The 25616-nt window shown below is 49.1% G+C and carries 41 protein-coding genes and 1 rRNA gene; 6 read left to right on the top strand and 36 right to left on the bottom strand.

The annotated features are described in order from the left end of the window. Positions 1–58 precede the first annotated feature (58 nt). A 16S ribosomal RNA gene (locus tag MYB54_RS02220) occupies positions 59–1600 on the bottom strand. A gap of 504 nt (positions 1601–2104) precedes the next feature. Between MYB54_RS02220 and MYB54_RS02215 the strand changes: the two genes are divergently transcribed. Beyond that, positions 2105–2653, top strand: coding sequence for a gamma carbonic anhydrase family protein (locus MYB54_RS02215; RefSeq protein WP_039277415.1), 549 nt, complete (start codon positions 2105–2107; stop codon positions 2651–2653). Here MYB54_RS02215 and MYB54_RS02210 read toward each other — a convergent pair. Genes MYB54_RS02210 through dprA form a run of 6 tightly spaced genes read right to left on the bottom strand, consistent with a single transcriptional unit; the run spans position 2638 to position 6445 of the window. After that, on the bottom strand, positions 2638–2895 hold the full coding sequence (locus tag MYB54_RS02210; RefSeq protein ID WP_039503811.1) for a DUF1488 family protein: 258 nt from the start codon (positions 2893–2895) through the stop codon (positions 2638–2640). The genes MYB54_RS02215 and MYB54_RS02210 overlap by 16 nt on opposite strands. Then, on the bottom strand, positions 2892–3719 hold the full coding sequence (aroE, locus tag MYB54_RS02205; protein ID WP_039510430.1) for a shikimate dehydrogenase: 828 nt from the start codon (positions 3717–3719) through the stop codon (positions 2892–2894). Before aroE ends, MYB54_RS02210 begins: the two co-directional genes overlap by 4 nt. 19 nt (positions 3720–3738) lie before the next feature. Beyond that, positions 3739–4308: an L-threonylcarbamoyladenylate synthase type 1 TsaC gene (gene tsaC, locus MYB54_RS02200; protein ID WP_119872315.1), complete on the bottom strand. Its 570-nt coding sequence runs from the start codon at positions 4306–4308 to the stop codon at positions 3739–3741. Further along, entirely contained in the window at positions 4301–4858 is a 558-nt protein-coding gene (locus MYB54_RS02195; protein ID WP_119872316.1) for a DNA topoisomerase family protein, read from the bottom strand. The genes tsaC and MYB54_RS02195 overlap by 8 nt, the downstream gene beginning before the upstream one ends. 20 nt (positions 4859–4878) lie before the next feature. Then, a complete protein-coding gene (locus MYB54_RS02190) occupies positions 4879–5352 on the bottom strand; it encodes a DUF494 family protein (protein WP_010287009.1) in 474 nt (157 codons plus the stop codon). Further along, positions 5324–6445 (bottom strand): DNA-protecting protein DprA, encoded by a 1122-nt coding sequence (gene dprA, locus MYB54_RS02185; protein ID WP_248721452.1) that lies wholly within the window; start codon positions 6443–6445, stop codon positions 5324–5326. The genes MYB54_RS02190 and dprA overlap by 29 nt, the downstream gene beginning before the upstream one ends. Before the next feature lie 128 nt (positions 6446–6573). Here dprA and def point away from each other — a divergent pair, with 128 nt between their 5' ends. The 5 genes from def (at position 6574) to mscL (ending at position 11351) form a co-directional block, all read left to right on the top strand. After that, a complete protein-coding gene (def, locus tag MYB54_RS02180) occupies positions 6574–7086 on the top strand; it encodes a peptide deformylase (RefSeq protein WP_010287013.1) in 513 nt (170 codons plus the stop codon). A 23-nt stretch (positions 7087–7109) separates the two neighbouring features. Next, positions 7110–8057: a methionyl-tRNA formyltransferase gene (fmt, locus tag MYB54_RS02175; protein WP_248721451.1), complete on the top strand. Its 948-nt coding sequence runs from the start codon at positions 7110–7112 to the stop codon at positions 8055–8057. 67 nt (positions 8058–8124) lie between these two features. Then, positions 8125–9414 (top strand): 16S rRNA (cytosine(967)-C(5))-methyltransferase RsmB, encoded by a 1290-nt coding sequence (gene rsmB / locus MYB54_RS02170; RefSeq protein WP_039510439.1) that lies wholly within the window; start codon positions 8125–8127, stop codon positions 9412–9414. A gap of 56 nt (positions 9415–9470) precedes the next feature. After that, a complete protein-coding gene (gene trkA, locus MYB54_RS02165) occupies positions 9471–10847 on the top strand; it encodes a Trk system potassium transporter TrkA (RefSeq protein WP_010304922.1) in 1377 nt (458 codons plus the stop codon). 90 nt (positions 10848–10937) lie between these two features. Further along, on the top strand, positions 10938–11351 hold the full coding sequence (mscL, locus tag MYB54_RS02160) for a large-conductance mechanosensitive channel protein MscL (RefSeq protein ID WP_014916810.1): 414 nt from the start codon (positions 10938–10940) through the stop codon (positions 11349–11351). A 30-nt stretch (positions 11352–11381) separates the two neighbouring features. On the opposite strand, the gene MYB54_RS02155 is transcribed toward mscL, so the two are convergent. The 29 genes from MYB54_RS02155 to rpsJ form a co-directional block, all read right to left on the bottom strand. Continuing rightward, the gene (locus MYB54_RS02155; protein ID WP_014916811.1) at positions 11382–11594 is read right to left on the bottom strand and encodes an alternative ribosome-rescue factor A; all 213 of its coding nucleotides are present in this window, start codon (positions 11592–11594) and stop codon (positions 11382–11384) included. 207 nt (positions 11595–11801) lie between these two features. After that, on the bottom strand, positions 11802–12194 hold the full coding sequence (gene rplQ, locus MYB54_RS02150; RefSeq protein WP_005970246.1) for a 50S ribosomal protein L17: 393 nt from the start codon (positions 12192–12194) through the stop codon (positions 11802–11804). A gap of 40 nt (positions 12195–12234) precedes the next feature. Continuing rightward, positions 12235–13224 (bottom strand): DNA-directed RNA polymerase subunit alpha, encoded by a 990-nt coding sequence (locus MYB54_RS02145; protein WP_005970247.1) that lies wholly within the window; start codon positions 13222–13224, stop codon positions 12235–12237. 25 nt (positions 13225–13249) lie between these two features. After that, positions 13250–13870: a 30S ribosomal protein S4 gene (gene rpsD / locus MYB54_RS02140; RefSeq protein ID WP_010286047.1), complete on the bottom strand. Its 621-nt coding sequence runs from the start codon at positions 13868–13870 to the stop codon at positions 13250–13252. A gap of 30 nt (positions 13871–13900) precedes the next feature. Continuing rightward, on the bottom strand, positions 13901–14290 hold the full coding sequence (rpsK, locus tag MYB54_RS02135; RefSeq protein WP_002919257.1) for a 30S ribosomal protein S11: 390 nt from the start codon (positions 14288–14290) through the stop codon (positions 13901–13903). Between the two features lie 16 nt (positions 14291–14306). Beyond that, complete coding sequence (gene rpsM, locus MYB54_RS02130; protein ID WP_010286058.1) at positions 14307–14663, bottom strand: 30S ribosomal protein S13; 357 nt, start codon at positions 14661–14663, stop codon at positions 14307–14309. Positions 14664–14809: 146 nt separating this feature from the next. Further along, complete coding sequence (rpmJ, locus tag MYB54_RS02125; protein WP_002227352.1) at positions 14810–14926, bottom strand: 50S ribosomal protein L36; 117 nt, start codon at positions 14924–14926, stop codon at positions 14810–14812. 33 nt (positions 14927–14959) lie between these two features. After that, positions 14960–16291, bottom strand: a complete 1332-nt coding sequence (secY, locus tag MYB54_RS02120) for a preprotein translocase subunit SecY (RefSeq protein ID WP_010286083.1) — start codon at positions 16289–16291, stop codon at positions 14960–14962. A gap of 7 nt (positions 16292–16298) precedes the next feature. Continuing rightward, on the bottom strand, positions 16299–16733 hold the full coding sequence (gene rplO / locus MYB54_RS02115; RefSeq protein WP_010286086.1) for a 50S ribosomal protein L15: 435 nt from the start codon (positions 16731–16733) through the stop codon (positions 16299–16301). Positions 16734–16736: 3 nt separating this feature from the next. Next, positions 16737–16916: a 50S ribosomal protein L30 gene (gene rpmD, locus MYB54_RS02110; protein ID WP_004846568.1), complete on the bottom strand. Its 180-nt coding sequence runs from the start codon at positions 16914–16916 to the stop codon at positions 16737–16739. Between the two features lie 5 nt (positions 16917–16921). Beyond that, a complete protein-coding gene (gene rpsE, locus MYB54_RS02105) occupies positions 16922–17422 on the bottom strand; it encodes a 30S ribosomal protein S5 (protein ID WP_005970257.1) in 501 nt (166 codons plus the stop codon). Between the two features lie 14 nt (positions 17423–17436). Next, positions 17437–17790, bottom strand: coding sequence for a 50S ribosomal protein L18 (gene rplR, locus MYB54_RS02100; protein ID WP_010286111.1), 354 nt, complete (start codon positions 17788–17790; stop codon positions 17437–17439). A 9-nt stretch (positions 17791–17799) separates the two neighbouring features. Then, positions 17800–18333: a 50S ribosomal protein L6 gene (gene rplF, locus MYB54_RS02095; RefSeq protein ID WP_005970259.1), complete on the bottom strand. Its 534-nt coding sequence runs from the start codon at positions 18331–18333 to the stop codon at positions 17800–17802. 12 nt (positions 18334–18345) lie between these two features. Next, entirely contained in the window at positions 18346–18738 is a 393-nt protein-coding gene (rpsH, locus tag MYB54_RS02090; protein WP_005970261.1) for a 30S ribosomal protein S8, read from the bottom strand. A 33-nt stretch (positions 18739–18771) separates the two neighbouring features. Next, positions 18772–19077, bottom strand: coding sequence for a 30S ribosomal protein S14 (gene rpsN, locus MYB54_RS02085; protein WP_010286114.1), 306 nt, complete (start codon positions 19075–19077; stop codon positions 18772–18774). Between the two features lie 13 nt (positions 19078–19090). Then, positions 19091–19630 (bottom strand): 50S ribosomal protein L5, encoded by a 540-nt coding sequence (gene rplE, locus MYB54_RS02080; protein ID WP_005970265.1) that lies wholly within the window; start codon positions 19628–19630, stop codon positions 19091–19093. A gap of 14 nt (positions 19631–19644) precedes the next feature. After that, the gene (gene rplX / locus MYB54_RS02075; RefSeq protein WP_005970267.1) at positions 19645–19959 is read right to left on the bottom strand and encodes a 50S ribosomal protein L24; all 315 of its coding nucleotides are present in this window, start codon (positions 19957–19959) and stop codon (positions 19645–19647) included. Positions 19960–19969: 10 nt separating this feature from the next. Then, a complete protein-coding gene (rplN, locus tag MYB54_RS02070) occupies positions 19970–20341 on the bottom strand; it encodes a 50S ribosomal protein L14 (RefSeq protein WP_000613954.1) in 372 nt (123 codons plus the stop codon). Positions 20342–20502: 161 nt separating this feature from the next. Continuing rightward, positions 20503–20757, bottom strand: a complete 255-nt coding sequence (gene rpsQ / locus MYB54_RS02065) for a 30S ribosomal protein S17 (RefSeq protein ID WP_010286161.1) — start codon at positions 20755–20757, stop codon at positions 20503–20505. Continuing rightward, positions 20757–20948 carry a 50S ribosomal protein L29 gene (gene rpmC, locus MYB54_RS02060; RefSeq protein WP_014916814.1) on the bottom strand — a complete coding sequence of 64 codons (192 nt, stop codon included), beginning with the start codon at positions 20946–20948 and terminating at the stop codon, positions 20757–20759. The genes rpsQ and rpmC overlap by 1 nt, the downstream gene beginning before the upstream one ends. Beyond that, positions 20948–21358 (bottom strand): 50S ribosomal protein L16, encoded by a 411-nt coding sequence (gene rplP, locus MYB54_RS02055; protein WP_005970273.1) that lies wholly within the window; start codon positions 21356–21358, stop codon positions 20948–20950. The genes rpmC and rplP overlap by 1 nt, the downstream gene beginning before the upstream one ends. A 12-nt stretch (positions 21359–21370) precedes the next feature. Next, complete coding sequence (rpsC, locus tag MYB54_RS02050) at positions 21371–22072, bottom strand: 30S ribosomal protein S3 (protein ID WP_005970274.1); 702 nt, start codon at positions 22070–22072, stop codon at positions 21371–21373. A gap of 17 nt (positions 22073–22089) precedes the next feature. Next, entirely contained in the window at positions 22090–22422 is a 333-nt protein-coding gene (gene rplV, locus MYB54_RS02045) for a 50S ribosomal protein L22 (protein ID WP_005970275.1), read from the bottom strand. Positions 22423–22436: 14 nt separating this feature from the next. Further along, complete coding sequence (rpsS, locus tag MYB54_RS02040; protein ID WP_004929772.1) at positions 22437–22715, bottom strand: 30S ribosomal protein S19; 279 nt, start codon at positions 22713–22715, stop codon at positions 22437–22439. A 16-nt stretch (positions 22716–22731) separates the two neighbouring features. Beyond that, positions 22732–23553, bottom strand: a complete 822-nt coding sequence (rplB, locus tag MYB54_RS02035) for a 50S ribosomal protein L2 (RefSeq protein ID WP_010286179.1) — start codon at positions 23551–23553, stop codon at positions 22732–22734. Between the two features lie 17 nt (positions 23554–23570). Continuing rightward, positions 23571–23873, bottom strand: coding sequence for a 50S ribosomal protein L23 (gene rplW, locus MYB54_RS02030; RefSeq protein ID WP_005970277.1), 303 nt, complete (start codon positions 23871–23873; stop codon positions 23571–23573). After that, positions 23870–24475, bottom strand: coding sequence for a 50S ribosomal protein L4 (gene rplD / locus MYB54_RS02025; protein ID WP_010286181.1), 606 nt, complete (start codon positions 24473–24475; stop codon positions 23870–23872). Before rplD ends, rplW begins: the two co-directional genes overlap by 4 nt. Before the next feature lie 10 nt (positions 24476–24485). Beyond that, positions 24486–25115 carry a 50S ribosomal protein L3 gene (gene rplC, locus MYB54_RS02020; protein ID WP_010304941.1) on the bottom strand — a complete coding sequence of 210 codons (630 nt, stop codon included), beginning with the start codon at positions 25113–25115 and terminating at the stop codon, positions 24486–24488. A gap of 32 nt (positions 25116–25147) precedes the next feature. Continuing rightward, complete coding sequence (rpsJ, locus tag MYB54_RS02015; RefSeq protein ID WP_001181005.1) at positions 25148–25459, bottom strand: 30S ribosomal protein S10; 312 nt, start codon at positions 25457–25459, stop codon at positions 25148–25150. Between the last annotated feature and the right edge of the window lie 157 nt (positions 25460–25616).

Raw genomic sequence — 25616 nt, 5'->3', positions numbered from 1 at the left:
CTCAGTATTTTCATCAGACAATCTGTGTGAGCACTTCACTCAACGCACATCTTCTTGGTAAGGAGGTGATCCAACCGCAGGTTCCCCTACGGTTACCTTGTTACGACTTCACCCCAGTCATGAATCACAAAGTGGTAAGCGCCCTCCCGAAGGTTAAGCTACCTACTTCTTTTGCAACCCACTCCCATGGTGTGACGGGCGGTGTGTACAAGGCCCGGGAACGTATTCACCGTAGCATTCTGATCTACGATTACTAGCGATTCCGACTTCATGGAGTCGAGTTGCAGACTCCAATCCGGACTACGACGTACTTTATGAGGTCCGCTTGCTCTCGCGAGGTCGCTTCTCTTTGTATACGCCATTGTAGCACGTGTGTAGCCCTACTCGTAAGGGCCATGATGACTTGACGTCATCCCCACCTTCCTCCGGTTTATCACCGGCAGTCTCCTTTGAGTTCCCGACCGAATCGCTGGCAACAAAGGATAAGGGTTGCGCTCGTTGCGGGACTTAACCCAACATTTCACAACACGAGCTGACGACAGCCATGCAGCACCTGTCTCAGAGTTCCCGAAGGCACCAAAGCATCTCTGCTAAGTTCTCTGGATGTCAAGAGTAGGTAAGGTTCTTCGCGTTGCATCGAATTAAACCACATGCTCCACCGCTTGTGCGGGCCCCCGTCAATTCATTTGAGTTTTAACCTTGCGGCCGTACTCCCCAGGCGGTCGATTTAACGCGTTAGCTCCGGAAGCCACGCCTCAAGGGCACAACCTCCAAATCGACATCGTTTACAGCGTGGACTACCAGGGTATCTAATCCTGTTTGCTCCCCACGCTTTCGCACCTGAGCGTCAGTCTTTGTCCAGGGGGCCGCCTTCGCCACCGGTATTCCTCCAGATCTCTACGCATTTCACCGCTACACCTGGAATTCTACCCCCCTCTACAAGACTCTAGCCTGTCAGTTTTGAATGCAGTTCCCAGGTTAAGCCCGGGGATTTCACATCCAACTTAACAGACCGCCTGCGTGCGCTTTACGCCCAGTCATTCCGATTAACGCTTGCACCCTCCGTATTACCGCGGCTGCTGGCACGGAGTTAGCCGGTGCTTCTTCTGCGGGTAACGTCAATCGATAAGGTTATTAACCTTACCGCCTTCCTCCCCGCTGAAAGTGCTTTACAACCCGAAGGCCTTCTTCACACACGCGGCATGGCTGCATCAGGCTTGCGCCCATTGTGCAATATTCCCCACTGCTGCCTCCCGTAGGAGTCTGGACCGTGTCTCAGTTCCAGTGTGGCTGGTCATCCTCTCAGACCAGCTAGGGATCGTCGCCTAGGTGAGCCATTACCTCACCTACTAGCTAATCCCATCTGGGCACATCTGATGGCGAGAGGCCCGAAGGTCCCCCTCTTTGCTCTTGCGAGGTTATGCGGTATTAGCTACCGTTTCCAGTAGTTATCCCCCTCCATCAGGCAGTTTCCCAGACATTACTCACCCGTCCGCCGCTCGTCACCCAAAGAGCAAGCTCTTCTGTGCTACCGCTCGACTTGCATGTGTTAGGCCTGCCGCCAGCGTTCAATCTGAGCCATGATCAAACTCTTCAATTTAAGATTTGTTTGATTTGCTGAACTCGTCAGCGATGCTCAAAGAATTAAAACTGTTTATTCGTAATGAATTTACTGTTGTTCACTCTTCAAGACTTTTTTATATCGTTAAGATACGGTCTTGTGAGTGCCCACACAGATTGTCTGATTAAATTGTTAAAGAGCAGTGCGTTGTGGTCTTAACCACTTCGCGAGGTGGCGTATATTACGCTTTTCACCTTCAGAGTCAACGCTTATTTTAAAGTGTTTTCTCTTTCTTTATCGACCCGGTTGTGTGTTCACAGCGCCGTGTCGATGGAGGCGCATTATAGGGATCCGTTTTCGTTACACAACAACTTTCTTGATCTTTTTTTCTGTTCGCGTGTTTTTCGACCCTTTCGATGAGATCTTACTCGATCCACACCACTTTTCAGTTGCCGACATCCCATATCTGTCGATATTTTGTCTAAAACGAATCATCAGTATGTGGCAAATAACTACATATGCTAAATAACTACGAGGTTATCGATGAGTGCAAAAACATTCCGTCGTTATAACGGTATTTCTCCCGTTCTAGGCGAAAGGGTCATGGTCGATCATTCCAGTGTGGTGATTGGCAAGGTAACACTAGGCGATGATGTCGGCATCTGGCCCCTTGTCGCCATACGCGGTGATGTTAACTACATTACTGTTGGTGCAAGGAGTAATGTTCAGGACGGTTCTGTACTTCATGTCACCCATTGCTCAGAGAAAAAACCAGAAGGTAATCCGCTTATTATTGGTGAAGACGTCACGGTAGGTCATAAAGCGATGCTGCACGGTTGCCAAATAGGAAATCGGGTTCTGGTCGGGATGGGATCAATACTTCTGGATGGAGCAATTGTTGAAGATGATGTCATGATTGGTGCTGGTAGCTTAGTCCCCCCAGGAAAACGGCTAGAGAAGGGACATCTATACCTCGGCAGCCCAGTCAAAAAAATTCGGCCACTCACACAAGAAGAAATAGAAGGGTTGATTTACTCGGCAAACAACTATGTTCGCTGGAAAGATGAATACCTTGCTCAGGACAACGAGTAACAACCTTCATCATCCCATTCTTCAACAGCGATCATTTGTTCCAGTTCATCTTCAAGATCCCATCGATATTCCCTGAACAGTGCCAGCCACCGTTCAGGGCTATCACCGCCATAACGTTGCTGGAGCAGCTCAGCACTCACTAAACATTCCTGCAGAAAACCATTCACTAAAACAGGAAAGCGGATCGCCATTACCTTATCATCCCAGCTTTCACGATCGGGAAACTGGATCGCCTGATTCATTTAGCAAGATCCTGCTTTAGTAAAGCAATCACGGGCTCCACATCCGGCATGACGCCATGCCAAAGTTTAAACGCATGTGCCGCTTGCCCCACCAGCATTCCCAAACCATCTGCATAATGGAGGGCACCATGCTGTACGCACCATGACAAAAATGGTGTCAGCTGCGGCAGGTAAAACATGTCATAACAGCACGTTTCCGGCGAGATGAGTTCTGTCGGTAAGTTAGGAACGCTGTCGTACATACCAGAAGATGTGGCGTTGATGATCAGATCGAACGACTGACCTTGTAAATCATCGAGAGCAACAGCGTTAATATCACCAATGCCACGGAAGATCTTAGCTAAGGCATCGGCCTTGGAAAAGGTTCTATTTGTCAGCACCACTGTACAGCCATAAGCCAGAAGAGGTTGGATAACCCCCCGTGCCGCACCACCCGCACCAACCAGCAAAACACGATCCAACGGCTTCACCAGCGCCAATCGTTGCAGATCGCTAAGCAAACCGATGCCATCGGTATTATCACCAAACAGGCGGCCGTCACTCAATCTCTTCAATGTATTGACCGCCCCCGCAAGCGCGGCACACTCGCTACACTCATCGGCCTCAGCAAAGGCACGCTCTTTAAAGGGCGCTGTCACATTCGCCCCACCAGCACCATCACGAAAATGCTGGCGCAGCATCTGCTCAAAATTATCCAGAGGCGCCAACACGCGCTGGTACGTCAACGTTATCCCCGTCTGTGCAGCAAATAGCTCATGTATGCGAGGTGATTTACTATGCGCAATCGGGTTGCCAAAAACCGCAAAAGACGTTACTTCAGACACGTTCCTCTCCAACTTGTCGTTACCCCTGACGAATAAGCTCGCCTGTTAATACATCCCTGATTTCTGATGGGTTCATTCTTCCGCCGACATCCCCAACCAGCACAGGAAAATCATCACCAAACTGTAGAGAAACTTCCTGAGCCGTGCGGCAAGGCGGTTGACCACTTAAATTGGCACTGGTCGATACCAACGGTTTACCGTAGCGCTGGCACAGTTCCTTGACTAATGGGTGGTCGCTAACGCGCACCGCAAGTGAAGAAAATTGGCCCGTTAACCACTGCGGAGTCGTGCGTTTTGCTGGCAATACCCAAGTAACCGGACCTGGCCATGTGGAAAACATCACGGCCTTCTGCTCATCGGATAACGCACTGTCATCAATATAAGGAGCCAGTTGGCTAAAATCTGCCGCAATCAGGATCAACCCTTTTTGCCAAGGGCGTTGTTTTAACGCCAGCAGGCGATTAACCGCCACTTCACTATCAGGATCGCATCCCAACCCAAATACCGCTTCAGTCGGGTATGCAATAACCTGCTCGTTGTGTAACTCCCGCAAAACGGGAATCATTCGTTCATCAGACACATCACTCATTCTTATCAACTTCTACCGCTATCGGTTTTCCACATAATTTACTGGCACAAAATAGCTTGATACCTTGTGCCGTTTTTTTCTCAAACAATAAAGCGTAATGGCAAGAAGGGCATTCACCCGCTATCGGCTTATGGTTTAACGTAAACTGGCAATCGGGATAGCGATCGCAAGAATGAAACGCCTTGCCGTAGCGAGATTTACGCTGTAACAGCGTGCCTTCATTACACTGTGGACATCGAATCGCCGTATCATCAGGGCGATCGATAGTCTCGGTATGATGGCATTCAGGGTAATTGCCACAGCCGATAAACATCCCATAACGACCTTGCCGTAAGACCAAGGTCGACTGACAAAGCGGACATTGCTGCCCATCTAACACTTTGACGATATGTCCATCAGCTTGTGCTTTCAGCGGGCGAATGAACTCACATTCCGGATACGCAGAACAGCCAAGAAATGGGCCGTGCCGACCAGAACGGATAACCAGCACTGACCCACAGTCTGGACACATTTCCTGTTTTTTTTCAGCAAACAGTGCAGGCTTAGCCATTCGAACTATTATTCCTCTGGCTATTGCACATAACCGTCATTGACCTCAAAGAGTAATTCTTCCATTTGCTGATAGGCATTCTCACAACCAGGTACATTGAAAAGCACCATGAGAATGACCCACTTCAGATCTTCCAGATCAAATTCCGGTGTTTCCAACGCCATGACGCGTTCAATGATCATTTCCCGCGTTTCAAGGTTCAGAACCTGAATTTGCTCAAGGAACAATAAAAAGCCACGACATTCCGCATCAAGACGCTGCGCCTCATCCTGCGTATAGATCCGTATAGCCAGAGGATCGTTCGCTAAATAAAGCGGCGCAGTCTGCCCTTCCTGAATATCCGCCAGTTTTTCCAGCCAACTCAACGCGCTATAGATATCGTTACGATGGAATCCAGCGCGGGTGAGGTCATCAGTTAACGTATCCTGATCGACACGCATTTCAGTTTCATTGTGGATGTAGCTCTCAAACAAGTACATGAGTACGTCGAACATGGCCTGCCCTCCTTAATCGGACATAGCCGCCGGGTACTGCTGCGATCCATCCTGCTAACTCCAGATCTAATAGCTTAGTGACTATCTCTGGCACAGGTTGGCCGGCACGTTCAGCGACAACGTCAACAGGTGTAACCTCATCTCCTACGTTAGCCAACACGTCGGCAAATGGCAATTCGCCATCCTCTTCTTCGTTAGAAATAGTTTGCCCGCTTTCCATCGGCAGCCACTGTAACTCACTCACCAACTGCTCAAGAATATCTTTCGGATGTGTAACCAGGCTGGCTCCTTGCTGGATCAACCAGTGTGTTCCCTCAGTCATCGGGTTGCCAATCGGTCCCGGCAGAGCAAAAACCTCTCGCCCTTGCTCCAAAGCATAACGCGCAGTGACCAGCGACCCACTGCGGATAGTGGCTTCAATGACCAGAACACCCAGTCCTAACCCGCTGATAATACGATTTCTTCTGGGAAAGTTGGTTGGAAAAGGCGGCATCGCGAGGGGAAATTCAGAGACCAACGCGCCACCACCGCCACAGATACGTTCGGCAAGCTTAGCGTGCCGCTTGGGATAAATATTTTTCAACCCGCTTCCCAGCACTGCAATGGTTCGCCCTCCCGCATCCAAAGCAGCGCGATGAGCAATACCATCAATGCCAATCGCTAGCCCACTTGTTACCGTGAGTTCATTCGCGGCAAGCTCCTGGGCGAAAAAGCATCCCCAGCGTTCACCGTAAGCACTACTCCCCCGGCTACCAATAATCGATATTTGTGGCGATGTCAGTAACTCAGGAGAGCCAGAAACAAAGAGTAGAAGCGGAAAATCACGAATATTGCTCAATAGAAAAGGATATAAGGCATCTTCGCACGTCACGATATGATGATTGGGATAAGACAACCAATTAAGGGTTTCTTCCAGAGTCTTACGATCGTAGGCACAGAATTGGGCTATTTGGGTATCAGACAGGCCTAACGCCCTCAGGAGCTCGTTATCGAACGAGTTTAAGTCAATAAGCTTTCTGACAATCGCCCAAGCACGTCTGGCACCCAGATGCCGTACGCCCGTCATACGTAACCAGATTTCCGTTGATCGCATCGGTGTCCCTTACTCAGCTCTGTTCAGATAAGTGCTGCAATTCAGTGCCGATGCTGTCAATCGGGGCAGGAAATGTCTAGAATGAGGACTAAGACTCTCTCACTATTCAGATACAGATCTAAACATATATGGCAGTTTTGCAGGTATTACATTTTCCAGACGAGCGGCTCCGCATCACTGCGCAGCCAGTAAAAGAAGTCAATGCAGATATTCAACGTATCGTGGATGATATGTTCGATACCATGTACGAAGAAGAAGGTATTGGGCTGGCTGCGACACAGGTGGATATTCATCAGCGTATTATTGTTATTGACGTCTCTGAAGAACGAGACCAACGACTGGTGCTGATCAATCCCGAGCTGATTGAAAAGAGCGGCGATACGGGCATCGAAGAGGGTTGTCTGTCGATCCCTGAAACGCGTGCGCTGGTTCCTCGTGCAGAGCATGTGAAAGTGCGCGCATTGGATCGTGAAGGTAAGCCGTTCGAACTTGAAGCAAGCGAGCTACTCGCCATTTGTATTCAGCACGAAATGGACCATCTGGTTGGGAAACTGTTTATCGATTACCTTTCCCCGCTTAAACGCCAGCGCATTCGTCAAAAACTGGAAAAACTGGCTAAGCAGAATAGTCGAGCCCGATAATTTTCATCCTGACAGGAAGCACCGTGTCTGATTCTTTACGCATAATCTTTGCCGGAACCCCTGACTTTGCCGCGCGTCACCTCGACGCGCTTTTATCATCGGGCCATGAAGTCGTTGGCGTTTTCACCCAGCCCGATCGTCCAGCAGGCAGGGGCAACAAGCTCACTCCCAGTCCGGTAAAAGTACTGGCAGAGCAGCATAGCATCCCCGTTTTCCAGCCTAAATCTCTGCGGCCGGAAGAAAATCAAGCGATGGTTCAGGCGTTAAATGCCGATGTTATGGTCGTTGTCGCCTACGGATTAATTCTGCCGCAGCCCGTGTTATCCATGCCTCGCCTTGGCTGCATTAATGTTCACGGTTCTTTGTTGCCTCTCTGGCGCGGCGCAGCACCCATTCAACGTGCATTGTGGGCTGGGGATAGTGAAACCGGCGTGACGATCATGCAAATGGATGTTGGACTCGATACTGGCGCAATGCTGCACAAAATTTCGTGCCCAATCCTGCCCCAGGATACCAGCGCAACGTTGTACGATAAACTTGCTGAGCTGGGCCCACGTGGCTTATTGGAAACGCTGGAACAACTTGCTGATGGCAGCGCTGTTGCTGAAACACAAAATGATGCCCTTGCCACCTATGCAGAAAAGCTCAGCAAAGAAGAAGCTCGTCTCAACTGGCAGTTATCTGCCGAGCAGCTTGAACGCTGTATTCGTGCTTTTAATCCTTGGCCAGTCAGCTATTTCATCGTCGATGAACAGCCAGTGAAAGTTTGGAAAGCTGAGGTCATCGCCAAAGCACATGACTCACAGCCCGGTACAATCATACAGGCAGACAAGCAAGGCATTCAGGTAGCAGCAGCCGATGGCATCTTGAATATTCAGGAATTGCAGCCCGCAGGCAAAAAAGTCATGGCCGCACAGGATCTGCTTAACTCACGTCGTGAGTGGTTCGTTCCCGGTAATACACTGGACTAATCTATTTTTCATACCGGCACCATGCCGGTATATCCTCTCTCTTTTACGTATACGTCATCGCTAACACATGAAAAGCTCATACAATCTACGCAGTATTGCCGCAAAAGTGGTGGGGCAGGTTCTGGATCAGGGGCAATCACTCAGTGCCTTATTACCTGTCTATCAGCGTGAAGTCTCCGATAAAGATCGCGCACTTTTGCAAGAGCTTTGCTTCGGCGTATTACGCGTTTTACCGCAGTTGGAATGGTGTATTCAACAACTGATGGCTAAACCTCTTACGGGTAAACAACGCACGCTGCACTACCTCATCATGGTCGGCATCTACCAGTTGCACTACACTCGAATCCCGCCACATGCGGCCCTGGCAGAAACAGTAGAAGGTGCCGTCGCATTAAAGCGGCCACAGCTCAAGGGACTGATTAATGGCGTATTACGCCAATTTCAGCGTCAGCAGGAAGAACTGATTCAACGTGAGGCAACTCACTCATCTCATTACCTGCATCCAAGCTGGCTGCTGGCGCGCATTGAACGTGCTTATCCACATCATTGGCAAAACATCGTTGAGGCGAATAATCAACGCCCCCCAATGTGGCTACGTGTGAATCGATTACACCACACACGTGAAGCGTATTTAAACTTGTTAGAGCAAGAGGGAATCGAGGCATTTCCTCATGCTGAATACAGCGATGCGATACGACTTGCTGCCCCCTGTGCGGTCGATCAATTGCCAGGATTTTCGCAAGGGTGGGCAACGGTACAGGATGCATCGGCTCAAGGTTGCGTCTATTGGCTCGATCCACAAGATGGCGAACAGATCCTCGATCTCTGCGCTGCACCCGGCGGAAAAACGACACATATTTTAGAAGCGGCACCAAAATCTCATGTGCTCGCTGTCGATGTAGATGAAACCCGTTTAGGTCGGGTAAAAGAAAATTTACTGCGGCTACAAATGCATGCCGAAGTAAAACAAGGTGATGGACGTTATCCCGATTCATGGTGCGAAGGACGTGTGTTTGATCGCATTCTGTTGGATGCCCCATGCTCGGCCACGGGTGTGATTCGCCGTCATCCTGATATTAAGTGGTTGCGCCGAGATAGAGACATCGAGGAATTAGTGGCATTGCAAAAAGAAATTCTTGATGCCATCTGGCCACATCTCAAAACAGGCGGCACGATGGTCTATGCTACCTGTTCTATTCTGCCGCAAGAAAATACCCAACAAGTTGCTGATTTCCTGACTCGCCATACCGATGCAACGCTTGTCGATACAGGAACCAGAGAAATACCGGGTATACAGATGCTTCCCCATGCCGATGGTGGTGATGGTTTCTTTTATGCGAAGCTGGTAAAAAACTGATATTGAACCCAGTATTGTCTGCAACAGACAGCAATCAATAAACGGCATGGCTTATTATGAAAATTATCATTCTTGGCGCGGGTCAGGTCGGCGGAACACTGGCGGAAAATTTAGCGGGTGAAAACAATGACATCACTGTCGTTGATACTGATGCAAATCGGTTACGCCAGCTTCAGGATAAGTTTGACCTGCGTGTCGTTACAGGCTATGCCTCTCATCCACGCGTACTACGTGAAGCGGGAGCAGAAGATGCGGATATGCTGGTCGCCGTTACCAATTCAGATGAAACGAATATGGTAGCCTGCCAGATTGCTTATTCTCTTTTCAAAACACCAAACCGGATTGCACGCATTCGTGCAGCTGAATACATTCGTGAATCAGAACAGCTGTTTTTACCAGAAGCGGTTCCCATCGATCACTTAATTTCTCCAGAGCAGTTAGTGATCGATAACATTTACAAACTGATCGAATATCCTGGAGCACTTCAGGTCGTCAACTTCGCTGAAGGCAAAGTGAGTCTTGCGGCAGTTAACGCCTATTATGGGGGCCCACTGGTCGGTAATGCTCTGACTTCTCTTCGTGAACACATTCCTCACGTAGATACCCGCGTTGCGGCTATTTTTCGTCACGATCGCCCGATTCGCCCACAGGGTTCCACTATTATCGAAGCTGGAGATGAAGTGTTTTTTGTCGCCGCTTCACAGCATATTCGTGCGGTGATGAGTGAGCTGCAGCGCCTTGAAAAACCATATAAAAGGATCATGATTGTTGGTGGCGGGAACGTCGGTGCAGGATTAGCGCAGCGGTTAGAAAAAGACTACAGCATCAAGTTGATAGAACGAAATGCAGACCGAGCTGTGGAACTGGCTGAGCTTCTGCAAAATACGGTCGTATTCCATGGCGATGCTTCAGATCAAGAACTCCTCGCCGAAGAGCATATCGAGCAGATCGATGTATTCATCGCCATTACCAACGATGACGAAGCGAATATTATGTCAGCTATGCTGGCTAAACGTATGGGCGCGAAAAAAGTAATGGTACTTATCCAACGTCGGGCTTATGTCGATCTGGTTCAGGGCAGCGTCATCGATGTCGCAATATCCCCACAGCAGGCAACAATTTCTGCGCTACTCAGCCACGTCCGCAAGGCGGATATTGTTAGCGTATCCTCTTTACGTCGTGGTGTCGCCGAAGCAATCGAGGCCATCGCCCATGGAGATGAGGGCACATCGAAAGTTGTCGGCAGAATGATCGAAGATATTAAGCTTCCACCCGGTACGACCATCGGTGCTATCGTTCGCGGTGATGACGTCATCATTGCCAACGCAAATAGCAAAATTGAACAAGGTGATCACGTCATCATGTTCTTGGCCGATAAGAAATTTGTGCCTGATGTTGAACGTCTATTTCAACCGAGTCCCTTCTTTTTATAACGTGGGAACAGATTTATTGCCCATCGATAATCTGGCAAAGATACGGCTATTGGTTAGAATTAATTTATAAATTTTGGCAGGAGAACAGATATGAGCATCATCAAAGAATTCAGAGAGTTTGCCATGCGTGGCAACGTTGTCGATTTGGCGGTGGGTGTCATTATTGGTGCAGCTTTCGGCAAAATCGTCTCTTCTCTGGTATCAGATATTATTATGCCGCCACTTGGGCTTTTGATTGGTGGTGTCGACTTTAAACAATTCAGCCTTATTCTCCGGGATGCACAAGGCGAAATTCCTGCCGTTGTCATGAATTATGGCGCTTTCATCCAGAATATTTTCGACTTTGTCATCGTCGCTTTCGCGATTTTTATAGCGATCAAACTTATGAATAAAATGCGGCGCAAACAGGAAGATACGCCTGCCGCCCCACCAAAGCCTAGCGCTGAAGAAAAGCTCTTAGCTGAAATTCGCGACTTACTAAAAGAACAACAAACTAGACAATAAGAATTAAGTTTCTACTTAGACTCAGTGTCGTTACTCAGAAAGCAGAAAGGCCAGAGGTAAATAATCATTTGATTGCTTACCACTGGCCTCCCAATTACCTTTCTTCATGTGCTTCTCTTTCCTACGATAACTTCCTTTCCCTTTTTCATTCACTTCAATTCGTTGACGAAACAGTGGGTCATGTAGCAATGCCTCAATGGCGTTGTCCTGAATTTTCCCACGTTTATGGCGGTATGTGGTCATCATTACTCCTAAAGAACTCGGGTTGGTATGTACATCAATAAAACGTGCAGAGTATATAGTCGAAATGGGTAGATGAGAACGGGTGGGATGTATCTTTCAGCTCACTCAGACACAGGTCGTTGCTTACCATGTATATTTATGTGAAGGCATGACTTATTTCAGATATAAAAAAACCGGGTTTCCCCGGTTTTTTTACGCTCTTACAGATTACTCTGCAGTAGCCACTTCTTCTGTCTGCGAAACTGAGCGATCAACGAGCTCGATGTATGCCATCGGCGCATTGTCACCAGCACGGAAACCACACTTCAGAATACGAGTGTAACCACCGGCACGGCTCGCGAAACGCGGGCCCAGTTCATTAAACAGTTTTGCCACGATCTCGTTATCACGAGTACGGGCGAATGCCAGACGACGATTAGCAACGCTGTCGGTCTTGGCAAGAGTAATCAGCGGTTCAACAACGCGACGCAGCTCTTTCGCTTTCGGCAGGGTCGTCTTGATGATTTCATGACGAACCAAAGAACTAGCCATGTTACGGAACATAGCCTGACGATGGCTGCTGTTACGGTTCAGTTGACGACCACTCTTACGATGGCGCATGACCTTATCCTTCTCAGTAAAACCTTAACCTGTGATCTGGTTACTCATCAGCAATGCTTGCCGGTGGCCAGTTTTCCAAGCGCATGCCCAGAGACAGACCACGGGAAGCCAGTACGTCTTTAATCTCAGTAAGAGATTTTTTACCAAGGTTAGGCGTTTTGAGCAGCTCAACCTCGGTACGCTGTACCAGATCACCGATGTAGTGGATAGCTTCTGCCTTAAGGCAGTTAGCAGAGCGGACAGTCAATTCCAGATCGTCAACAGGGCGCAGCAGAATCGGATCGAATTCTGGTTTCTCTTCTTTAACTTCTGGCTGACGAACATCACGTAAGTCAACAAAAGCTTCAAGTTGTTCAGCCAGAATGGTAGCCGCACGGCGGATCGCTTCTTCAGGATCGATCGTGCCATTGGTTTCCATTTCGATGACTAGCTTGTCCAGGTCAGTACGCTGTTCTACACGAGCTGCTTCAACATTGTAGGCAATACGCTCTACAGGGCTGTAGCAAGCATCAACTAACAGACGACCAATCGGGCGCTCATCTTCTTCCGTATGAATACGGGCAGATGCCGGCACATAACCACGACCACGTTGAACTTTGATACGCATGCTAATAGATGCGTTTTCATCGGTCAGGTGGCAAATTAAGTGCTGCGGCTTGACGATTTCGACATCACCATCATGGATGATGTCGGCTGCAGTCACAGGGCCAATGCCAGATTTATTCAGGGTAAGAATAACTTCATCTTTGCCTTGAACTCTCACCGCCAGCCCTTTCAGGTTGAGCAGGATTTCCAGGATATCTTCCTGTACGCCTTCTTTGGTGCTGTACTCATGCAGTACACCATCAATCTCAACCTCGGTCACCGCGCAACCTGGCATGGATGAAAGCAGAATACGGCGCAGTGCGTTGCCAAGAGTATGGCCGAAGCCCCGCTCTAATGGCTCAAGGGTCACCTTGGCGTGCGTCGAACTCACTTGCTCGATATCAACCAGGCGCGGTTTTAGAAACTCTGTCACAGAACCCTGCATTGTGTCCTCTCTTTGGTACTAAGCTTTACTTGGAGTAAAGCTCGACGATCAGGTGTTCATTAATGTCCGCAGACAGATCGGTACGTTCAGGAATACGTTTGAACACACCTTCCATCTTGGCAGCATCAACTTCCAGCCAAGTTGGCTTTTCACGCTGTTCAGCCAGCTCCAGAGCGGCTTTCACGCGAGATTGCTTTTTCGCTTTCTCACGGATGCTGACTACGTCATTCGGGGATACCTGATAAGAAGCGATGCTAACAACGCGACCGTTTACCATGATAGCTTTGTGGCTTACCATCTGACGTGCTTCAGCACGAGTGGCACCAAAACCCATACGATAAACAACGTTATCCAGACGACCTTCCAGCAGTTGCAGCAGGTTTGCACCTGTGTTGCCTTTCAGACGTGCAGCTTCTTTATAATAGTTACGGAACTGACGCTCCAGAACACCGTAGATACGGCGAACTTTTTGCTTTTCACGCAACTGTACACCATAGTCAGACAGACGCGGTTTACGCGCACCGTGCTGGCCAGGAGCTTGTTCAATTTTACACTTGGAATCGATCGCACGAACACCAGACTTCAGGAACAGGTCGGTGCCTTCACGACGGCTCAGCTTGAGCTTAGGACCCAAATATCTTGCCATTTTCTTTCTCCAACAATCCTAAAAGCGGCGTTATACGCGGCGCTTTTTCGGCGGACGACAACCGTTATGAGGGATCGGAGTCACATCAGTAATATTAGTGATGCGGAAACCAGCCGCGTTCAATGCGCGGATAGTAGACTCACGGCCCGGACCAGGTCCTTTAACCATAACTTCCAGGTTCTTAATACCGTACTCTTTCACGGCCTCTGCGCAACGTTCTGCAGCTACCTGAGCAGCGAACGGCGTAGATTTACGAGAACCACGGAAGCCGGAACCACCGGCAGTTGCCCAACCCAGCGCATTACCCTGACGATCAGTAATGGTTACGATGGTGTTGTTGAAAGAAGCATGGATATGAGCCACACCGTCAGAGACTTGCTTTCTTACACGCTTACGTGCACGAATAGGTGCCTTTGCCATTATTCAATCACCCCGATTATTTCTTGATCGGTTTGCGCGGACCCTTACGGGTACGGGCGTTAGTCTTGGTACGCTGACCGCGAACCGGCAGACCACGACGATGACGCAAACCACGATAAGTACCAAGGTCCATAAGACGCTTGATGCTCAGGGTAACTTCACGACGCAGATCACCTTCTACAACAAACTTGGCAACTTCGTCACGCAGCTTATCGATTTGCTCTTCAGACAGCTCACTGATCTTAACATCTTCGGCAATCCCTGTTGCAGCACAAATAGCCTGCGACCGGGTTTTACCGATACCGAAAATCGACGTTAACGCAATAACGGTATGTTTATGATCAGGAATGTTAATGCCTGCTATACGGGCCACTATGCACTCCTACAATTTTATACAGCAACACCATTCTGAAAAGCCCGTTTTCAGGATACTCAAATAATGTTGCAGCTACATACAAAAGATTGGCTGGCTAATCTAGCCAGCTCAATCCAACTTTGCAAGAAAAATATGCGAGATAATCAGCCTTGACGCTGTTTATGCTTCGGCTCGGCACTGCAGATCACACGAACGACACCGTTACGCTTAACAATCTTACAGTTACGACATAATTTCTTGACGGAAGCACGAACTTTCATTTTTACTCTCCGTAACTTCTCAAGCTCACCTAATTAACGGTTATAGCCTTTCAGGTTTGCTTTCTTCAATGCAGACTCATATTGACTCGACATCATTAGAGTTTGCACTTGAGCCATAAAGTCCATGATGACGACAACAACGATCAATAAAGATGTACCCCCGAAATAGAAAGGTACTTTCATTGCGTCACGCATAAACTCCGGGATCAGGCAGATAAAAGTAATATACATCGCACCAATCAGAGTCAGGCGAGTCATCACTTTATCGATATATTTCGCCGTTTGCTCTCCCGGACGAATTCCTGGCACGAATGCACCGGACTTCTTCAGGTTATCTGCTGTTTCGCGCGGGTTGAAAACCAACGCAGTGTAGAAGAAACAGAAGAAGATGATTGCAGACGCATAGAGTAACACATAAAGCGGCTGTCCGGGCTGCAAATACAGCGAAATAGTTGTCAGCCAGTTCCAACCGGTACCGCCCCCAAACCAAGATGCAATCGTGGCTGGGAACAGAATAATACTGGAGGCGAAAATTGCAGGGATAACCCCAGCCATGTTCACTTTCAGCGGTAAATGCGTACTCTGTGCTGCATAAACACGACGCCCCTGTTGACGTTTTGCATAGTTAACGACGATACGACGTTGACCACGCTCAACGAAAACAACGAAGAAGGTTACTGCAAACACTAAAACTGCAACCAACAGCAACAGGAGGAAGTGCAGGTCGCCTTGCCGAGCTTGCTCGATAGTATGGCCAATGGCCGGCGGTAGTCCCGCAACAATACCAGCGAAGATTATGATCGAGATACCGTTACCGATACCACGTTCCGTAATCTGTTCTCCCAGCCACATCAGGAACATTGTCCCAGTAACCAGGCTCACAACAGCGGTAAAGTAGAAAGCAAAACCTGGATTTATCACCAAGTCTTGCATTCCAGGCATATTCGGCAAACCGGTGGCAATACCGATCGACTGGAATATAGCCAATACCAAGGTACCGTAACGGGTATACTGGCTGATCTTACGACGGCCAGCTTCCCCTTCTTTCTTTATTTCAGCCAACGCGGGATGAACCACCGTCAGCAACTGGATAATAATCGACGCCGAAATATACGGCATAATACCCAGTGCAAAGATAGAAGCACGGCTGAGAGCACCACCAGAGAACATGTTAAACATTTCAATGATGGTGCCTCGCTGCTGTTCAAGCAATTTGGCAAGCACAGTGGCATCAATACCAGGAATTGGGATAAAAGAGCCAATACGGAAAACAATTAGCGCACCGATAACAAACAAAAGTCTGCGCTTCAGTTCACCAACTCCGCCTTTAGCACTTTGAAAATCTAATCCTGGTTGCTTAGCCATCTGCTACTTATTCCTCAATTTTACCGCCAGCAGTTTCGATAGCAGCACGAGCACCTTTAGTGACACGCAGACCACGAATCGTTACCGGACGAGCAACTTCACCAGACAGAATCACTTTCGCGAACTCAATCTGAATGCCAATAACATTAGCGGCTTTCAGCGTATTCAGGTCAACCACATCGCCTTCTACTTTAGCTAAATCAGACAGACGAACTTCTGCCGTGATCATCGCTTTGCGAGAAGTAAAACCGAATTTCGGCAGACGACGATATAAAGGCATCTGACCACCTTCAAAACCACGACGTACGCCACCGCCAGAACGAGAGTTCTGACCTTTGTGACCACGACCACTGGTTTTGCCCAGGCCAGAACCGATACCACGACCTAAACGCTTCGGTGCGTGTTTAGCACCTTCGGCCGGAGACAGAGTATTTAAACGCATCTGTTACTCCTCTACTTTAACCATGTAGGAAACCGCGTTGACCATACCGCGAACCGCAGGAGTATCCTCACGTTCAACTGTATGACCAATACGACGCAGACCCAGGCCAAGCAGTGTCGCCTTATGTTTCGGCAGACGACCGATTGCACTACGGGTTTGAGTAATTTTAATAGTCTTTGCCACGGTCATTACCCCAGAATTTCTTCAACGGATTTACCACGCTTGGCAGCGACCATTTCTGGGGACTTCATATTTGCCAAACCATCAATCGTTGCACGAACCACGTTAATCGGGTTAGTGGAACCATAGGCTTTAGCCAATACGTTGTGAACCCCTGCAACTTCCAAAACGGCGCGCATTGCACCACCGGCAATAATACCGGTACCTTCGGAAGCTGGCTGCATGAACACACGAGAACCCGTGTGAGCACCTTTAACTGGGTGCTGCAGGGTGCCGTTGTTCAGCGCGACATTCATCATATTGCGACGGGCTTTTTCCATCGCTTTCTGGATCGCTGCTGGAACTTCGCGAGCTTTACCGTAACCAAAACCAACGCGGCCGTTGCCATCACCCACTACAGTCAGTGCGGTGAAGCTGAAAATACGACCACCTTTAACGGTTTTAGATACGCGATTTACCGCGATCAGCTTTTCCTGCAGTTCGCCAGCTTGTTTCTCGATGTGAGCCATCTTACACCTCTACCTTAGAACTGAAGGCCAGCTTCACGGGCAGCATCTGCCAGTGCTTGGACTCGACCATGATATTGGAAACCGGAACGGTCGAAAGAGACATCTTTGATGCCTTTTTCTAACGCGCGTTCTGCAATAGCTTTACCTATTGCACTTGCTGCGTCTTTATTACCGGTAGACTTCAGTTGTTCAGCGATAGCTTTTTCTACAGTAGAAGCGGCTACCAGGACTTCAGAACCGTTCGGTGCAATGACCTGCGCATAAATATGGCGTGGAGTACGATGTACCACCAGACGCGTCGCACCCAGTTCCTGGAGCTTGCGGCGTGCGCGGGTCGCACGACGGATACGAGCTGCTTTCTTATCCATAGTGTTACCTTACTTCTTCTTAGCCTCTTTGGTACGCACGACTTCGTCGGCGTAACGGACACCCTTGCCTTTATAAGGCTCAGGACGACGGTAGGCGCGTAATTCCGCAGCAACCTGACCAATAACCTGCTTATCAGCACCTTTCAGTACGATTTCAGTTTGGCTTGGGCATTCTGCAGTAATACCTGCCGGCAGTGCATGCTCTACTGGGTGAGAAAACCCGAGAGACAGGTTAACCACATTGCCTTTAACAGCAGCACGGTAACCAACACCAACCAGTTGCAGCTTCTTAGTGAAGCCTTCGGTAACACCGATAACCATTGCGTTCAACAGAGCACGAGTGGTACCAGCTTGGGCCCATCCGTCAACAAAACCTTCGCGCGGAGCGAAAGTCAGAGCGTTGTCAGCTTGTTTCACTTCAACAGCATCGTGGATCTTACGACTCAGCTCGCCGTTTTTACCCTTAATCGAAACATCCTGACCGTTGAGTTTTACCTCTACGCCGGCAGGAATGACGACGGGTGCTTTTGCAACACGAGACATTTTTCCTCCCGATTAAGCTACGTAGCAGATAATCTCGCCACCAAGACCAGCCTGGCGAGCTGCACGATCAGTCATAACACCTTTAGAGGTAGAAACAACTGCGATACCCAAACCGGCCATAACTTTTGGCAGCTCATCTTTTCTTTTATAGATGCGCAGGCCTGGACGGCTTACTCGCTGAATGCTTTCTACCACTGCCTTGCCCTGGAAATATTTAAGTTCTAATTCCAGAACTGGCTTGGTGTCGCCTTCGATTTTGAAATCTTCAATGTAACCTTCTTCCTTCAGCACGTTGGCAATTGCCACTTTCAGCTTGGAGGAAGGCATGGTGACCGCAACTTTGTTCGCGGCTTGACCGTTACGGATACGGGTCAGCATATCCGCGATCGGATCTTGCATGCTCATCTGTCTTTACTCCCGTGATTCAATTGGTGACAATTACCAGCTAGCCTTTTTCAGACCCGGAATTTCACCGCGCATAGCGGCTTCACGGACCTTGATACGGCTCAACCCGAACTTCCGCAGGAAAGCGTGCGGACGACCAGTTTGGCGGCAGCGGTTACGCTGACGAGACGGGCTGGAATCACGCGGCAGAGTCTGCAGCTTAAGAACTGCATCCCAACGATCTTCGTCGGATGAGTTCACACCAGAGATGATAGCTTTCAATTCCTCGCGTTTAGCGCGGTATTTTTCAGCCAGTTTCACACGAACAACTTCGCGTGCTTTCATGGATTGCTTAGCCATTAGTAACCCTACCTTACTTGCGGAATGGGAAGTTAAAGGCGGCCAACAGCGCACGGCCTTCATCATCGGATTTCGCAGTAGTGGTAATGGTAATGTCCAAACCACGAACGCGATCGACTTTATCGTAGTCGATTTCCGGGAAGATGATCTGCTCACGCACACCCATGCTGTAGTTACCACGACCATCGAATGACTTAGCGGACAAGCCACGGAAGTCACGAATACGCGGTACAGCAATGGAAATCAGACGCTCAAGGAACTCCCACATGCGTTCGCCACGCAGAGTTACTTTACAGCCGATCGGATAGCCCTGACGGATTTTGAAGCCTGCAACAGATTTGCGTGCTTTGGTGATCAACGGTTTTTGACCGGAGATTGCTGCCAGATCAGCTGCTGCGTTATCCAGCAGTTTCTTGTCAGCGATCGCTTCACCAACACCCATATTCAGGGTGATCTTCTCGACCCGAGGGACTTGCATGACAGAATTGTAGTTAAACTCAGTCATGAGTTTTTTAACTACTTCGTCTTTGTAGTAATCATGCAGTTTCGCCATCGTACTACTCCAAATTACTTGATAGTTTCGCTATTAGATTTAAAGAAACGGACTTTTTTTCCGTCTTCGAATCTAAAGCCTACACGGTCAGCCTTACCAGTTGCCGCATTGAAGATTGCAAGGTTAGAAACTTGAATTGCAGCTTCTTTTTCAACGATGCCACCTGGTTGGTTCAGGGCCGGAACCGGCTTCTGATGTTTTTTAACCAGGTTAATACCTTCAACAATGACCTTACTAGCAGACAGGACATTTTTTACTTTACCGCGCTTACCTTTATCTTTACCGGTTAGCACAATAACTTCGTCATCACGACGGATTTTCGCTGCCATGATTCGCTCCTTAAAGTACTTCTGGTGCCAGAGAGATAATTTTCATGAACTTCTCATTACGCAGTTCACGAGTTACCGGCCCAAAAATACGCGTACCGATAGGCTGTTCGCTGTTATTGTTTAAAATAACGCAAGCATTGCCATCGAAGCGAATGACAGAACCGTCCGGGCGACGAACACCCTTCTTGGTGCGCACCACTACCGCCTTCAGAACATCGCCTTTCTTCACCTTACCGCGAGGAATTGCTTCCTTGATGGTAATTTTGATGATATCGCCGACGCCTGCGTAGCGACGGTGCGAGCCACCTAGAACCTTGATACACATTACGCGACGTGCACCGGAATTATCGGCCACGTTCAGCATAGTCTGTTCTTGGATCATTTTAGTGCTCCGCTTGTCAACTACTACTCTAGGACCCTTTCGGGCCATTAAATACCCCATAATTGAGGGCGCAGCATTATAACACCGCTTCCTTGGTATGGGTAGAAAAAATAAACGGCCCTTTGCAGAGCCGTTTATCATAAGAGAAGAGCGCTACTTTATTACAGAATCGCTTTCTCTACAACGCGAACAAGTGTCCAAGACTTATTTTTGGACAGCGGACGGCATTCGCGGATTTCAACCACGTCACCGATACCGCATTCATTGTTCTCGTCATGTACGTGCAGCTTAGTCGTACGCTTAATGAATTTACCGTAAAGCGGGTGTTTCACAAAACGTTCGATAGCAACAACCATGGATTTCTCCATTTTGTCGCTTACAACACGACCTTGCAGAGTACGGATTTTATCGGTCATTACGCACCCGCCTTCTCAGTCAGTAAAGTCTTAACACGTGCAATATTCTGACGCACTTGTTTTACCAGGTGAGTCTGTTGCAACTGACCACTGGCAGCCTGCATACGCAGGTTAAATTGCTCGCGCAGCAGGCCGAGCAGTTCAGTGTTCAGCTCTTCGACGCTTTTTTCACGCAGCTCATTTGCTTTCATTACATCACCGTCTTAGTTACAAAGGTGGTTTTGATAGGCAGTTTCGCTGCTGCCAGTTGGAATGCCTCACGGGCTAACTCTTCCGGCACACCGTCCATTTCGTACAGGACTTTACCTGGCTGAATCAAGGCAACCCAATATTCCACGTTACCTTTACCTTTACCCATACGAACTTCAAGCGGTTTCTCGGTGATCGGTTTGTCCGGGAATACACGGATCCAGATCTTACCTTGACGCTTAACAGCACGAGTCATGGCACGACGTGCAGCTTCGATTTGACGAGCAGTCAGGCGACCGCGGCCAACAGCTTTCAGACCGAAAGTGCCGAAGCTAACATCCGTACCCTGCGCCAGACCACGGTTGCGGCCCTTGTGCACCTTACGGAATTTTGTACGCTTTGGTTGTAACATCAGCGACTCTCCTTACTTGCGGCCTTTACGCTGCTGCTTTTTAGGTTGAGCAGCCGGTTTTTCCGGTTGTTCAACGGCAGCCATACCACCCAGGATCTCACCTTTGAAGATCCACACTTTCACACCGATAACACCATAAGTGGTGTGCGCTTCGGAGGTGTTGTAGTCGATATCCGCACGCAGTGTATGCAATGGAACACGACCTTCACGGTACCATTCGGTACGCGCGATTTCAGCGCCGCCAAGACGGCCACTTACTTCAACTTTAATACCTTTAGCGCCCAGACGCATGGCGTTCTGTACCGCACGCTTCATAGCACGACGGAACATCACACGACGCTCCAGCTGAGAAGTGATGCTGTCAGCAACCAGTTTTGCGTCCAGTTCAGGTTTACGAACTTCTGCGATATTGATCTGTGCAGGTACGCCAGCGATATCCGCTACGACTTTGCGCAGTTTTTCAACATCTTCACCTTTTTTACCGATCACGATACCCGGGCGAGCAGTGTGAATAGTCACACGAATGCTTTTTGCCGGACGTTCGATAACGATACGAGAAACGGAAGCCTTCTCCAGTTCCTTCGTCAGGTATTTACGAACTTTAAAATCGCTGTCCAGGTTGTCAGCGAATTCTTTGGTATTCGCATACCAGGTAGAGTTCCAAGGTTTGACAATACCCAGGCGAATACCATTAGGATGTACTTTCTGACCCATTGCTAGTCTCCAGAGTCTCAGCGATCGGACACAACCACAGTAATGTGGCTGGTACGCTTCAGGATGCGATCCGCACGACCTTTAGCACGCGGCATAATGCGCTTCATGCTTGGGCCTTCGTCAACGAAGATTTTCGCGACTTTCAGATCATCAATGTCAGCGCCATCGTTGTGTTCTGCGTTAGCAATAGCAGACTCCAGCACTTTTTTAACCAGACCAGCAGCTTTCTTGTTGGTGTAGGTCAGAACTTCCAGAGCTTGCGACACTTTCTTACCGCGAATCAGGTCTGCCACCAGGCGAACCTTTTGAGCAGAAGAACGAGCGTGGCAATGTTTAGCGATAGTTTCCATCTCTTCCTCCTACCTTAGCGCTTCTTGGCCTTTTTGTCGGCCGCATGGCCGCGATAAGTACGAGTCGGCGCGAATTCACCCAGTTTGTGACCGACCATTTCATCGGAAACAAACACCGGAACGTGCTGACGACCATTATGGACAGCGATGGTCAAACCGATCATATTTGGAAAGATCGTTGAACGACGGGACCAAGTGCGCAAAGGCTTCTTGTCTCCGCTTTCCACCGCTTTCTCTACCTTCTTCAGCAAGTGCAGGTCAATAAATGGACCTTTCTTGAGAGAACGTGGCATGGTTTATCCTCTAAGATTATTTAGTACGGCGACGTACGATAAATTTATCAGTACGCTTATTGCTGCGGGTCTTCTTACCTTTGGTCTGAACGCCCCACGGACTAACCGGGTGCTTACCAAAGTTACGACCTTCACCACCACCGTGTGGGTGGTCGACTGGGTTCATTGCCGTACCGCGAACGGTAGGACGAACACCACGCCAGCGTGCAGCACCAGCTTTACCCAGAACGCGAAGCATGTGCTCAGCGTTGCCAACTTCGCCCAGCGTAGCGCGGCAGTCGGATTCGACTTTACGCATTTCGCCAGAACGCAGACGCAGGGTAACGTAAGAACCGTCACGAGCAACGATCTGAACGTAAGCACCAGCAGAACGAGCCAATTGGCCGCCTTTACCTGGTTTCATTTCTACGTTATGAACCGTTGAACCGACTGGAATGTTACGCATCGGCAGGGTGTTACCCGCTTTAATCGCAGCATCAACGCCAGATTGAATCTGGTCGCCGGCTTTCAGGCCTTTCGGCGCCAGGATATAACGACGTTCGCCGTCTTTGTACAGAACCAGCGCGATATTCGCGGAACGGTTCGGATCATACTCCAGACGCTCAACAACCGCAGGAATACCGTCTTTATTGCGTTTGAAGTCAATCAGACGATATTGCTGTTTGTGACCACCACCGATGTGACGGGTAGTGATGCGGCCATTGTTGTTACGGCCACCGGATTTGCTGTTCTTTTCCAGCAACGGGGCATAAGGCTTGCCCTTGTGCAGCTCAGGGTTAACCACTTTAACAACGTGGCGACGACCCGGAGATGTCGGTTTACATTTAACAACTGCCATTGTCTTTCTCCTCCGACTTACTCAGCGCCGCCGATGAAGTCCAGATTCTGGCCTTCTTTCAGGGTGACGTAAGCTTTTTTCCAGTCGCTGCGACGACCAATACGCTGTCCGTGACGCTTAACTTTACCCTTAACTACTAGGGTGTTTACGTCTTTAACTTCTACTTCGAACAGTTTCTCTACAGCAGCAACGATCTCTGCTTTAGTCGCGTCTTTAGCAACTTTGAGAACGATGGTGTTAGTTTTTTCCATCGCGGTAGATGCTTTTTCAGATACGTGCGGCGCGCGCAGTACTTTCAGCAGACGTTCTTCACGGATCATGCCAGCATCTCCTCAACTTGCTTAACTGCATCAGCAGTCATAACGACTTTGTCGAAGGCGATCAAGCTAACTGGGTCGATACCTGCTGCATCACGCACGTCAACCTTGTACAGGTTACGCGCAGCCAGGAACAGATTTTCATCCAGTTCACCGGTGATGATCAACACGTCTTCCAGTGCCATTTCTTTCAGTTTCTGTGCCAGCAACTTAGTTTTCGGTGCTTCTACAGAGAACGTCTCGACAACGATCAGACGATCTTGACGTACCAGTTCGGACAGAATGCTTTTCAGCGCGCCGCGGTACATCTTTTTGTTAACTTTCTGACTGTGGTCCTGTGGCTTAGCAGCGAAGGTTACACCACCGGAACGCCAGATCGGGCTCTTAGCAGAACCAGAACGCGCACGGCCAGTACCTTTCTGACGCCAAGGTTTTTTACCGGAACCAGTTACTTCAGCACGGGTCTTCTGGGCGCGAGTACCTTGACGGGCACCTGCTGCATAAGCAACAACAACCTGATGTACCAGCGCTTCGTTGAAATCACGACCGAAGGTAGTTTCGGAAACAGTCAGCGCGCTTTGCGCGTCTTTCAATACTAATTCCATTGCTATCTCCTCACGCCTTCACAGCTGGTTTAACGATCAGGTCGCTACCGGTAGCTCCCGGAACAGCACCTTTAACCAGCAGCAGGTTGCGCTCAGCGTCAACACGCACTACGTCCAGGCTCTGAACGGTTACACGTTCGTTACCCAGCTGGCCTGCCATTTTCTTGCCTTTGAACACTTTGCCCGGAGTCTGGTTCTGACCGATAGAACCCGGAACGCGGTGGGACAAGGAGTTACCGTGAGTAGCATCCTGAGTACGGAAATTCCAGCGCTTAACTGTGCCAGCAAAACCTTTACCTTTAGATGTACCAGTAACGTCTACTTTTTTAACGTCTGCGAAAATTTCGACACTGATGCTCTGACCTACAGTGAACTCTTCGCCTTCAGAAAGACGGAATTCACGCAGAGTACGGCCAGCTTCTACGCCAGCTTTAGCAAAGTGACCTGCTTCTGGCTTAGTAACACGGTTTGCTTTTTTAGCACCAGTAGTTACTTGCACAGCGCGGTAACCGTCGTTAGCCAGGTCTTTAACCTGAGTTACGCGGTTTGCTTCAATTTCGATAACGGTTACGGGGATAGATACGCCATCTTCAGTGAAGATACGGGTCATGCCCACTTTTTTACCGACTAAACCAATCATTGTTTCAACCTCTCAATCGCTCAATGACCTGATTAACCCAGGCTGATCTGCACGTCTACACCAGCAGCCAGATCCAGACGCATCAGAGCATCAACGGTTTTCTCGGTTGGCTCAACGATGTCAACCAGACGCTTGTGAGTGCGAATCTCGTACTGATCGCGCGCATCTTTATTGACGTGCGGAGAAATCAGAACGGTAAAGCGCTCTTTGCGGGTCGGCAGCGGGATCGGACCACGTACTTGCGCACCAGTGCGCTTAGCAGTCTCGACGATTTCCGCAGTTGATTGATCAATCAGACGATGATCAAACGCTTTCAGGCGGATACGGATTCTTTGGTTCTGCATGAGACCAGAGCTCCAATTATTTATAAACGTAAATGATTACTCCTCACACCCATTTCGATTGATGGGGGAGTGTAATCGTCAGCACATAACCCCCATATCGGGAGTATTGTTTTGGTCAATAAATGAATATTGGCCGTCTGATTCGGATTGAATCAGG

The sequence above is a fragment of the Pectobacterium nicotianae genome, from assembly GCF_023272715.1.
Lineage (GTDB): Bacteria > Pseudomonadota > Gammaproteobacteria > Enterobacterales > Enterobacteriaceae > Pectobacterium > Pectobacterium brasiliense.
The sequence above is the reverse complement of the archived record's forward strand: the minus strand, read 5'-3'. Positions and strand labels throughout refer to the sequence as shown.

What these genes read in the sequence shown, in the direction of transcription:
- MYB54_RS02215 (WP_039277415.1), top strand. Translation starts at nt 2,105, where the DNA reads ATGAGTGCAAAAACATTCCGTCGTTATAACGGTATTTCTCCCGTTCTA.
- MYB54_RS02210 (WP_039503811.1), bottom strand. Translation starts at nt 2,895, where the DNA reads ATGAATCAGGCGATCCAGTTTCCCGATCGTGAAAGCTGGGATGATAAG.
- tsaC (WP_119872315.1), bottom strand. Translation starts at nt 4,308, where the DNA reads ATGAGTGATGTGTCTGATGAACGAATGATTCCCGTTTTGCGGGAGTTA.
- MYB54_RS02195 (WP_119872316.1), bottom strand. Translation starts at nt 4,858, where the DNA reads ATGGCTAAGCCTGCACTGTTTGCTGAAAAAAAACAGGAAATGTGTCCA.
- MYB54_RS02190 (WP_010287009.1), bottom strand. Translation starts at nt 5,352, where the DNA reads ATGTTCGACGTACTCATGTACTTGTTTGAGAGCTACATCCACAATGAA.
- dprA (WP_248721452.1), bottom strand. Translation starts at nt 6,445, where the DNA reads ATGCGATCAACGGAAATCTGGTTACGTATGACGGGCGTACGGCATCTG.
- def (WP_010287013.1), top strand. Translation starts at nt 6,574, where the DNA reads ATGGCAGTTTTGCAGGTATTACATTTTCCAGACGAGCGGCTCCGCATC.
- rsmB (WP_039510439.1), top strand. Translation starts at nt 8,125, where the DNA reads ATGAAAAGCTCATACAATCTACGCAGTATTGCCGCAAAAGTGGTGGGG.
- trkA (WP_010304922.1), top strand. Translation starts at nt 9,471, where the DNA reads ATGAAAATTATCATTCTTGGCGCGGGTCAGGTCGGCGGAACACTGGCG.
- mscL (WP_014916810.1), top strand. Translation starts at nt 10,938, where the DNA reads ATGAGCATCATCAAAGAATTCAGAGAGTTTGCCATGCGTGGCAACGTT.
- MYB54_RS02155 (WP_014916811.1), bottom strand. Translation starts at nt 11,594, where the DNA reads ATGACCACATACCGCCATAAACGTGGGAAAATTCAGGACAACGCCATT.
- rplQ (WP_005970246.1), bottom strand. Translation starts at nt 12,194, where the DNA reads ATGCGCCATCGTAAGAGTGGTCGTCAACTGAACCGTAACAGCAGCCAT.
- MYB54_RS02145 (WP_005970247.1), bottom strand. Translation starts at nt 13,224, where the DNA reads ATGCAGGGTTCTGTGACAGAGTTTCTAAAACCGCGCCTGGTTGATATC.
- rpsD (WP_010286047.1), bottom strand. Translation starts at nt 13,870, where the DNA reads ATGGCAAGATATTTGGGTCCTAAGCTCAAGCTGAGCCGTCGTGAAGGC.
- rpsK (WP_002919257.1), bottom strand. Translation starts at nt 14,290, where the DNA reads ATGGCAAAGGCACCTATTCGTGCACGTAAGCGTGTAAGAAAGCAAGTC.
- rpmJ (WP_002227352.1), bottom strand. Translation starts at nt 14,926, where the DNA reads ATGAAAGTTCGTGCTTCCGTCAAGAAATTATGTCGTAACTGTAAGATT.
- secY (WP_010286083.1), bottom strand. Translation starts at nt 16,291, where the DNA reads ATGGCTAAGCAACCAGGATTAGATTTTCAAAGTGCTAAAGGCGGAGTT.
- rplO (WP_010286086.1), bottom strand. Translation starts at nt 16,733, where the DNA reads ATGCGTTTAAATACTCTGTCTCCGGCCGAAGGTGCTAAACACGCACCG.
- rpsE (WP_005970257.1), bottom strand. Translation starts at nt 17,422, where the DNA reads ATGGCTCACATCGAGAAACAAGCTGGCGAACTGCAGGAAAAGCTGATC.
- rplR (WP_010286111.1), bottom strand. Translation starts at nt 17,790, where the DNA reads ATGGATAAGAAAGCAGCTCGTATCCGTCGTGCGACCCGCGCACGCCGC.
- rplF (WP_005970259.1), bottom strand. Translation starts at nt 18,333, where the DNA reads ATGTCTCGTGTTGCAAAAGCACCCGTCGTCATTCCTGCCGGCGTAGAG.
- rpsH (WP_005970261.1), bottom strand. Translation starts at nt 18,738, where the DNA reads ATGAGCATGCAAGATCCGATCGCGGATATGCTGACCCGTATCCGTAAC.
- rpsN (WP_010286114.1), bottom strand. Translation starts at nt 19,077, where the DNA reads ATGGCTAAGCAATCCATGAAAGCACGCGAAGTTGTTCGTGTGAAACTG.
- rplE (WP_005970265.1), bottom strand. Translation starts at nt 19,630, where the DNA reads ATGGCGAAACTGCATGATTACTACAAAGACGAAGTAGTTAAAAAACTC.
- rplX (WP_005970267.1), bottom strand. Translation starts at nt 19,959, where the DNA reads ATGGCAGCGAAAATCCGTCGTGATGACGAAGTTATTGTGCTAACCGGT.
- rplN (WP_000613954.1), bottom strand. Translation starts at nt 20,341, where the DNA reads ATGATCCAAGAACAGACTATGCTGAACGTGGCCGATAATTCCGGTGCA.
- rpsQ (WP_010286161.1), bottom strand. Translation starts at nt 20,757, where the DNA reads ATGACCGATAAAATCCGTACTCTGCAAGGTCGTGTTGTAAGCGACAAA.
- rpmC (WP_014916814.1), bottom strand. Translation starts at nt 20,948, where the DNA reads ATGAAAGCAAATGAGCTGCGTGAAAAAAGCGTCGAAGAGCTGAACACT.
- rplP (WP_005970273.1), bottom strand. Translation starts at nt 21,358, where the DNA reads ATGTTACAACCAAAGCGTACAAAATTCCGTAAGGTGCACAAGGGCCGC.
- rpsC (WP_005970274.1), bottom strand. Translation starts at nt 22,072, where the DNA reads ATGGGTCAGAAAGTACATCCTAATGGTATTCGCCTGGGTATTGTCAAA.
- rplV (WP_005970275.1), bottom strand. Translation starts at nt 22,422, where the DNA reads ATGGAAACTATCGCTAAACATTGCCACGCTCGTTCTTCTGCTCAAAAG.
- rpsS (WP_004929772.1), bottom strand. Translation starts at nt 22,715, where the DNA reads ATGCCACGTTCTCTCAAGAAAGGTCCATTTATTGACCTGCACTTGCTG.
- rplB (WP_010286179.1), bottom strand. Translation starts at nt 23,553, where the DNA reads ATGGCAGTTGTTAAATGTAAACCGACATCTCCGGGTCGTCGCCACGTT.
- rplW (WP_005970277.1), bottom strand. Translation starts at nt 23,873, where the DNA reads ATGATCCGTGAAGAACGTCTGCTGAAAGTACTGCGCGCGCCGCACGTA.
- rplD (WP_010286181.1), bottom strand. Translation starts at nt 24,475, where the DNA reads ATGGAATTAGTATTGAAAGACGCGCAAAGCGCGCTGACTGTTTCCGAA.
- rplC (WP_010304941.1), bottom strand. Translation starts at nt 25,115, where the DNA reads ATGATTGGTTTAGTCGGTAAAAAAGTGGGCATGACCCGTATCTTCACT.
- rpsJ (WP_001181005.1), bottom strand. Translation starts at nt 25,459, where the DNA reads ATGCAGAACCAAAGAATCCGTATCCGCCTGAAAGCGTTTGATCATCGT.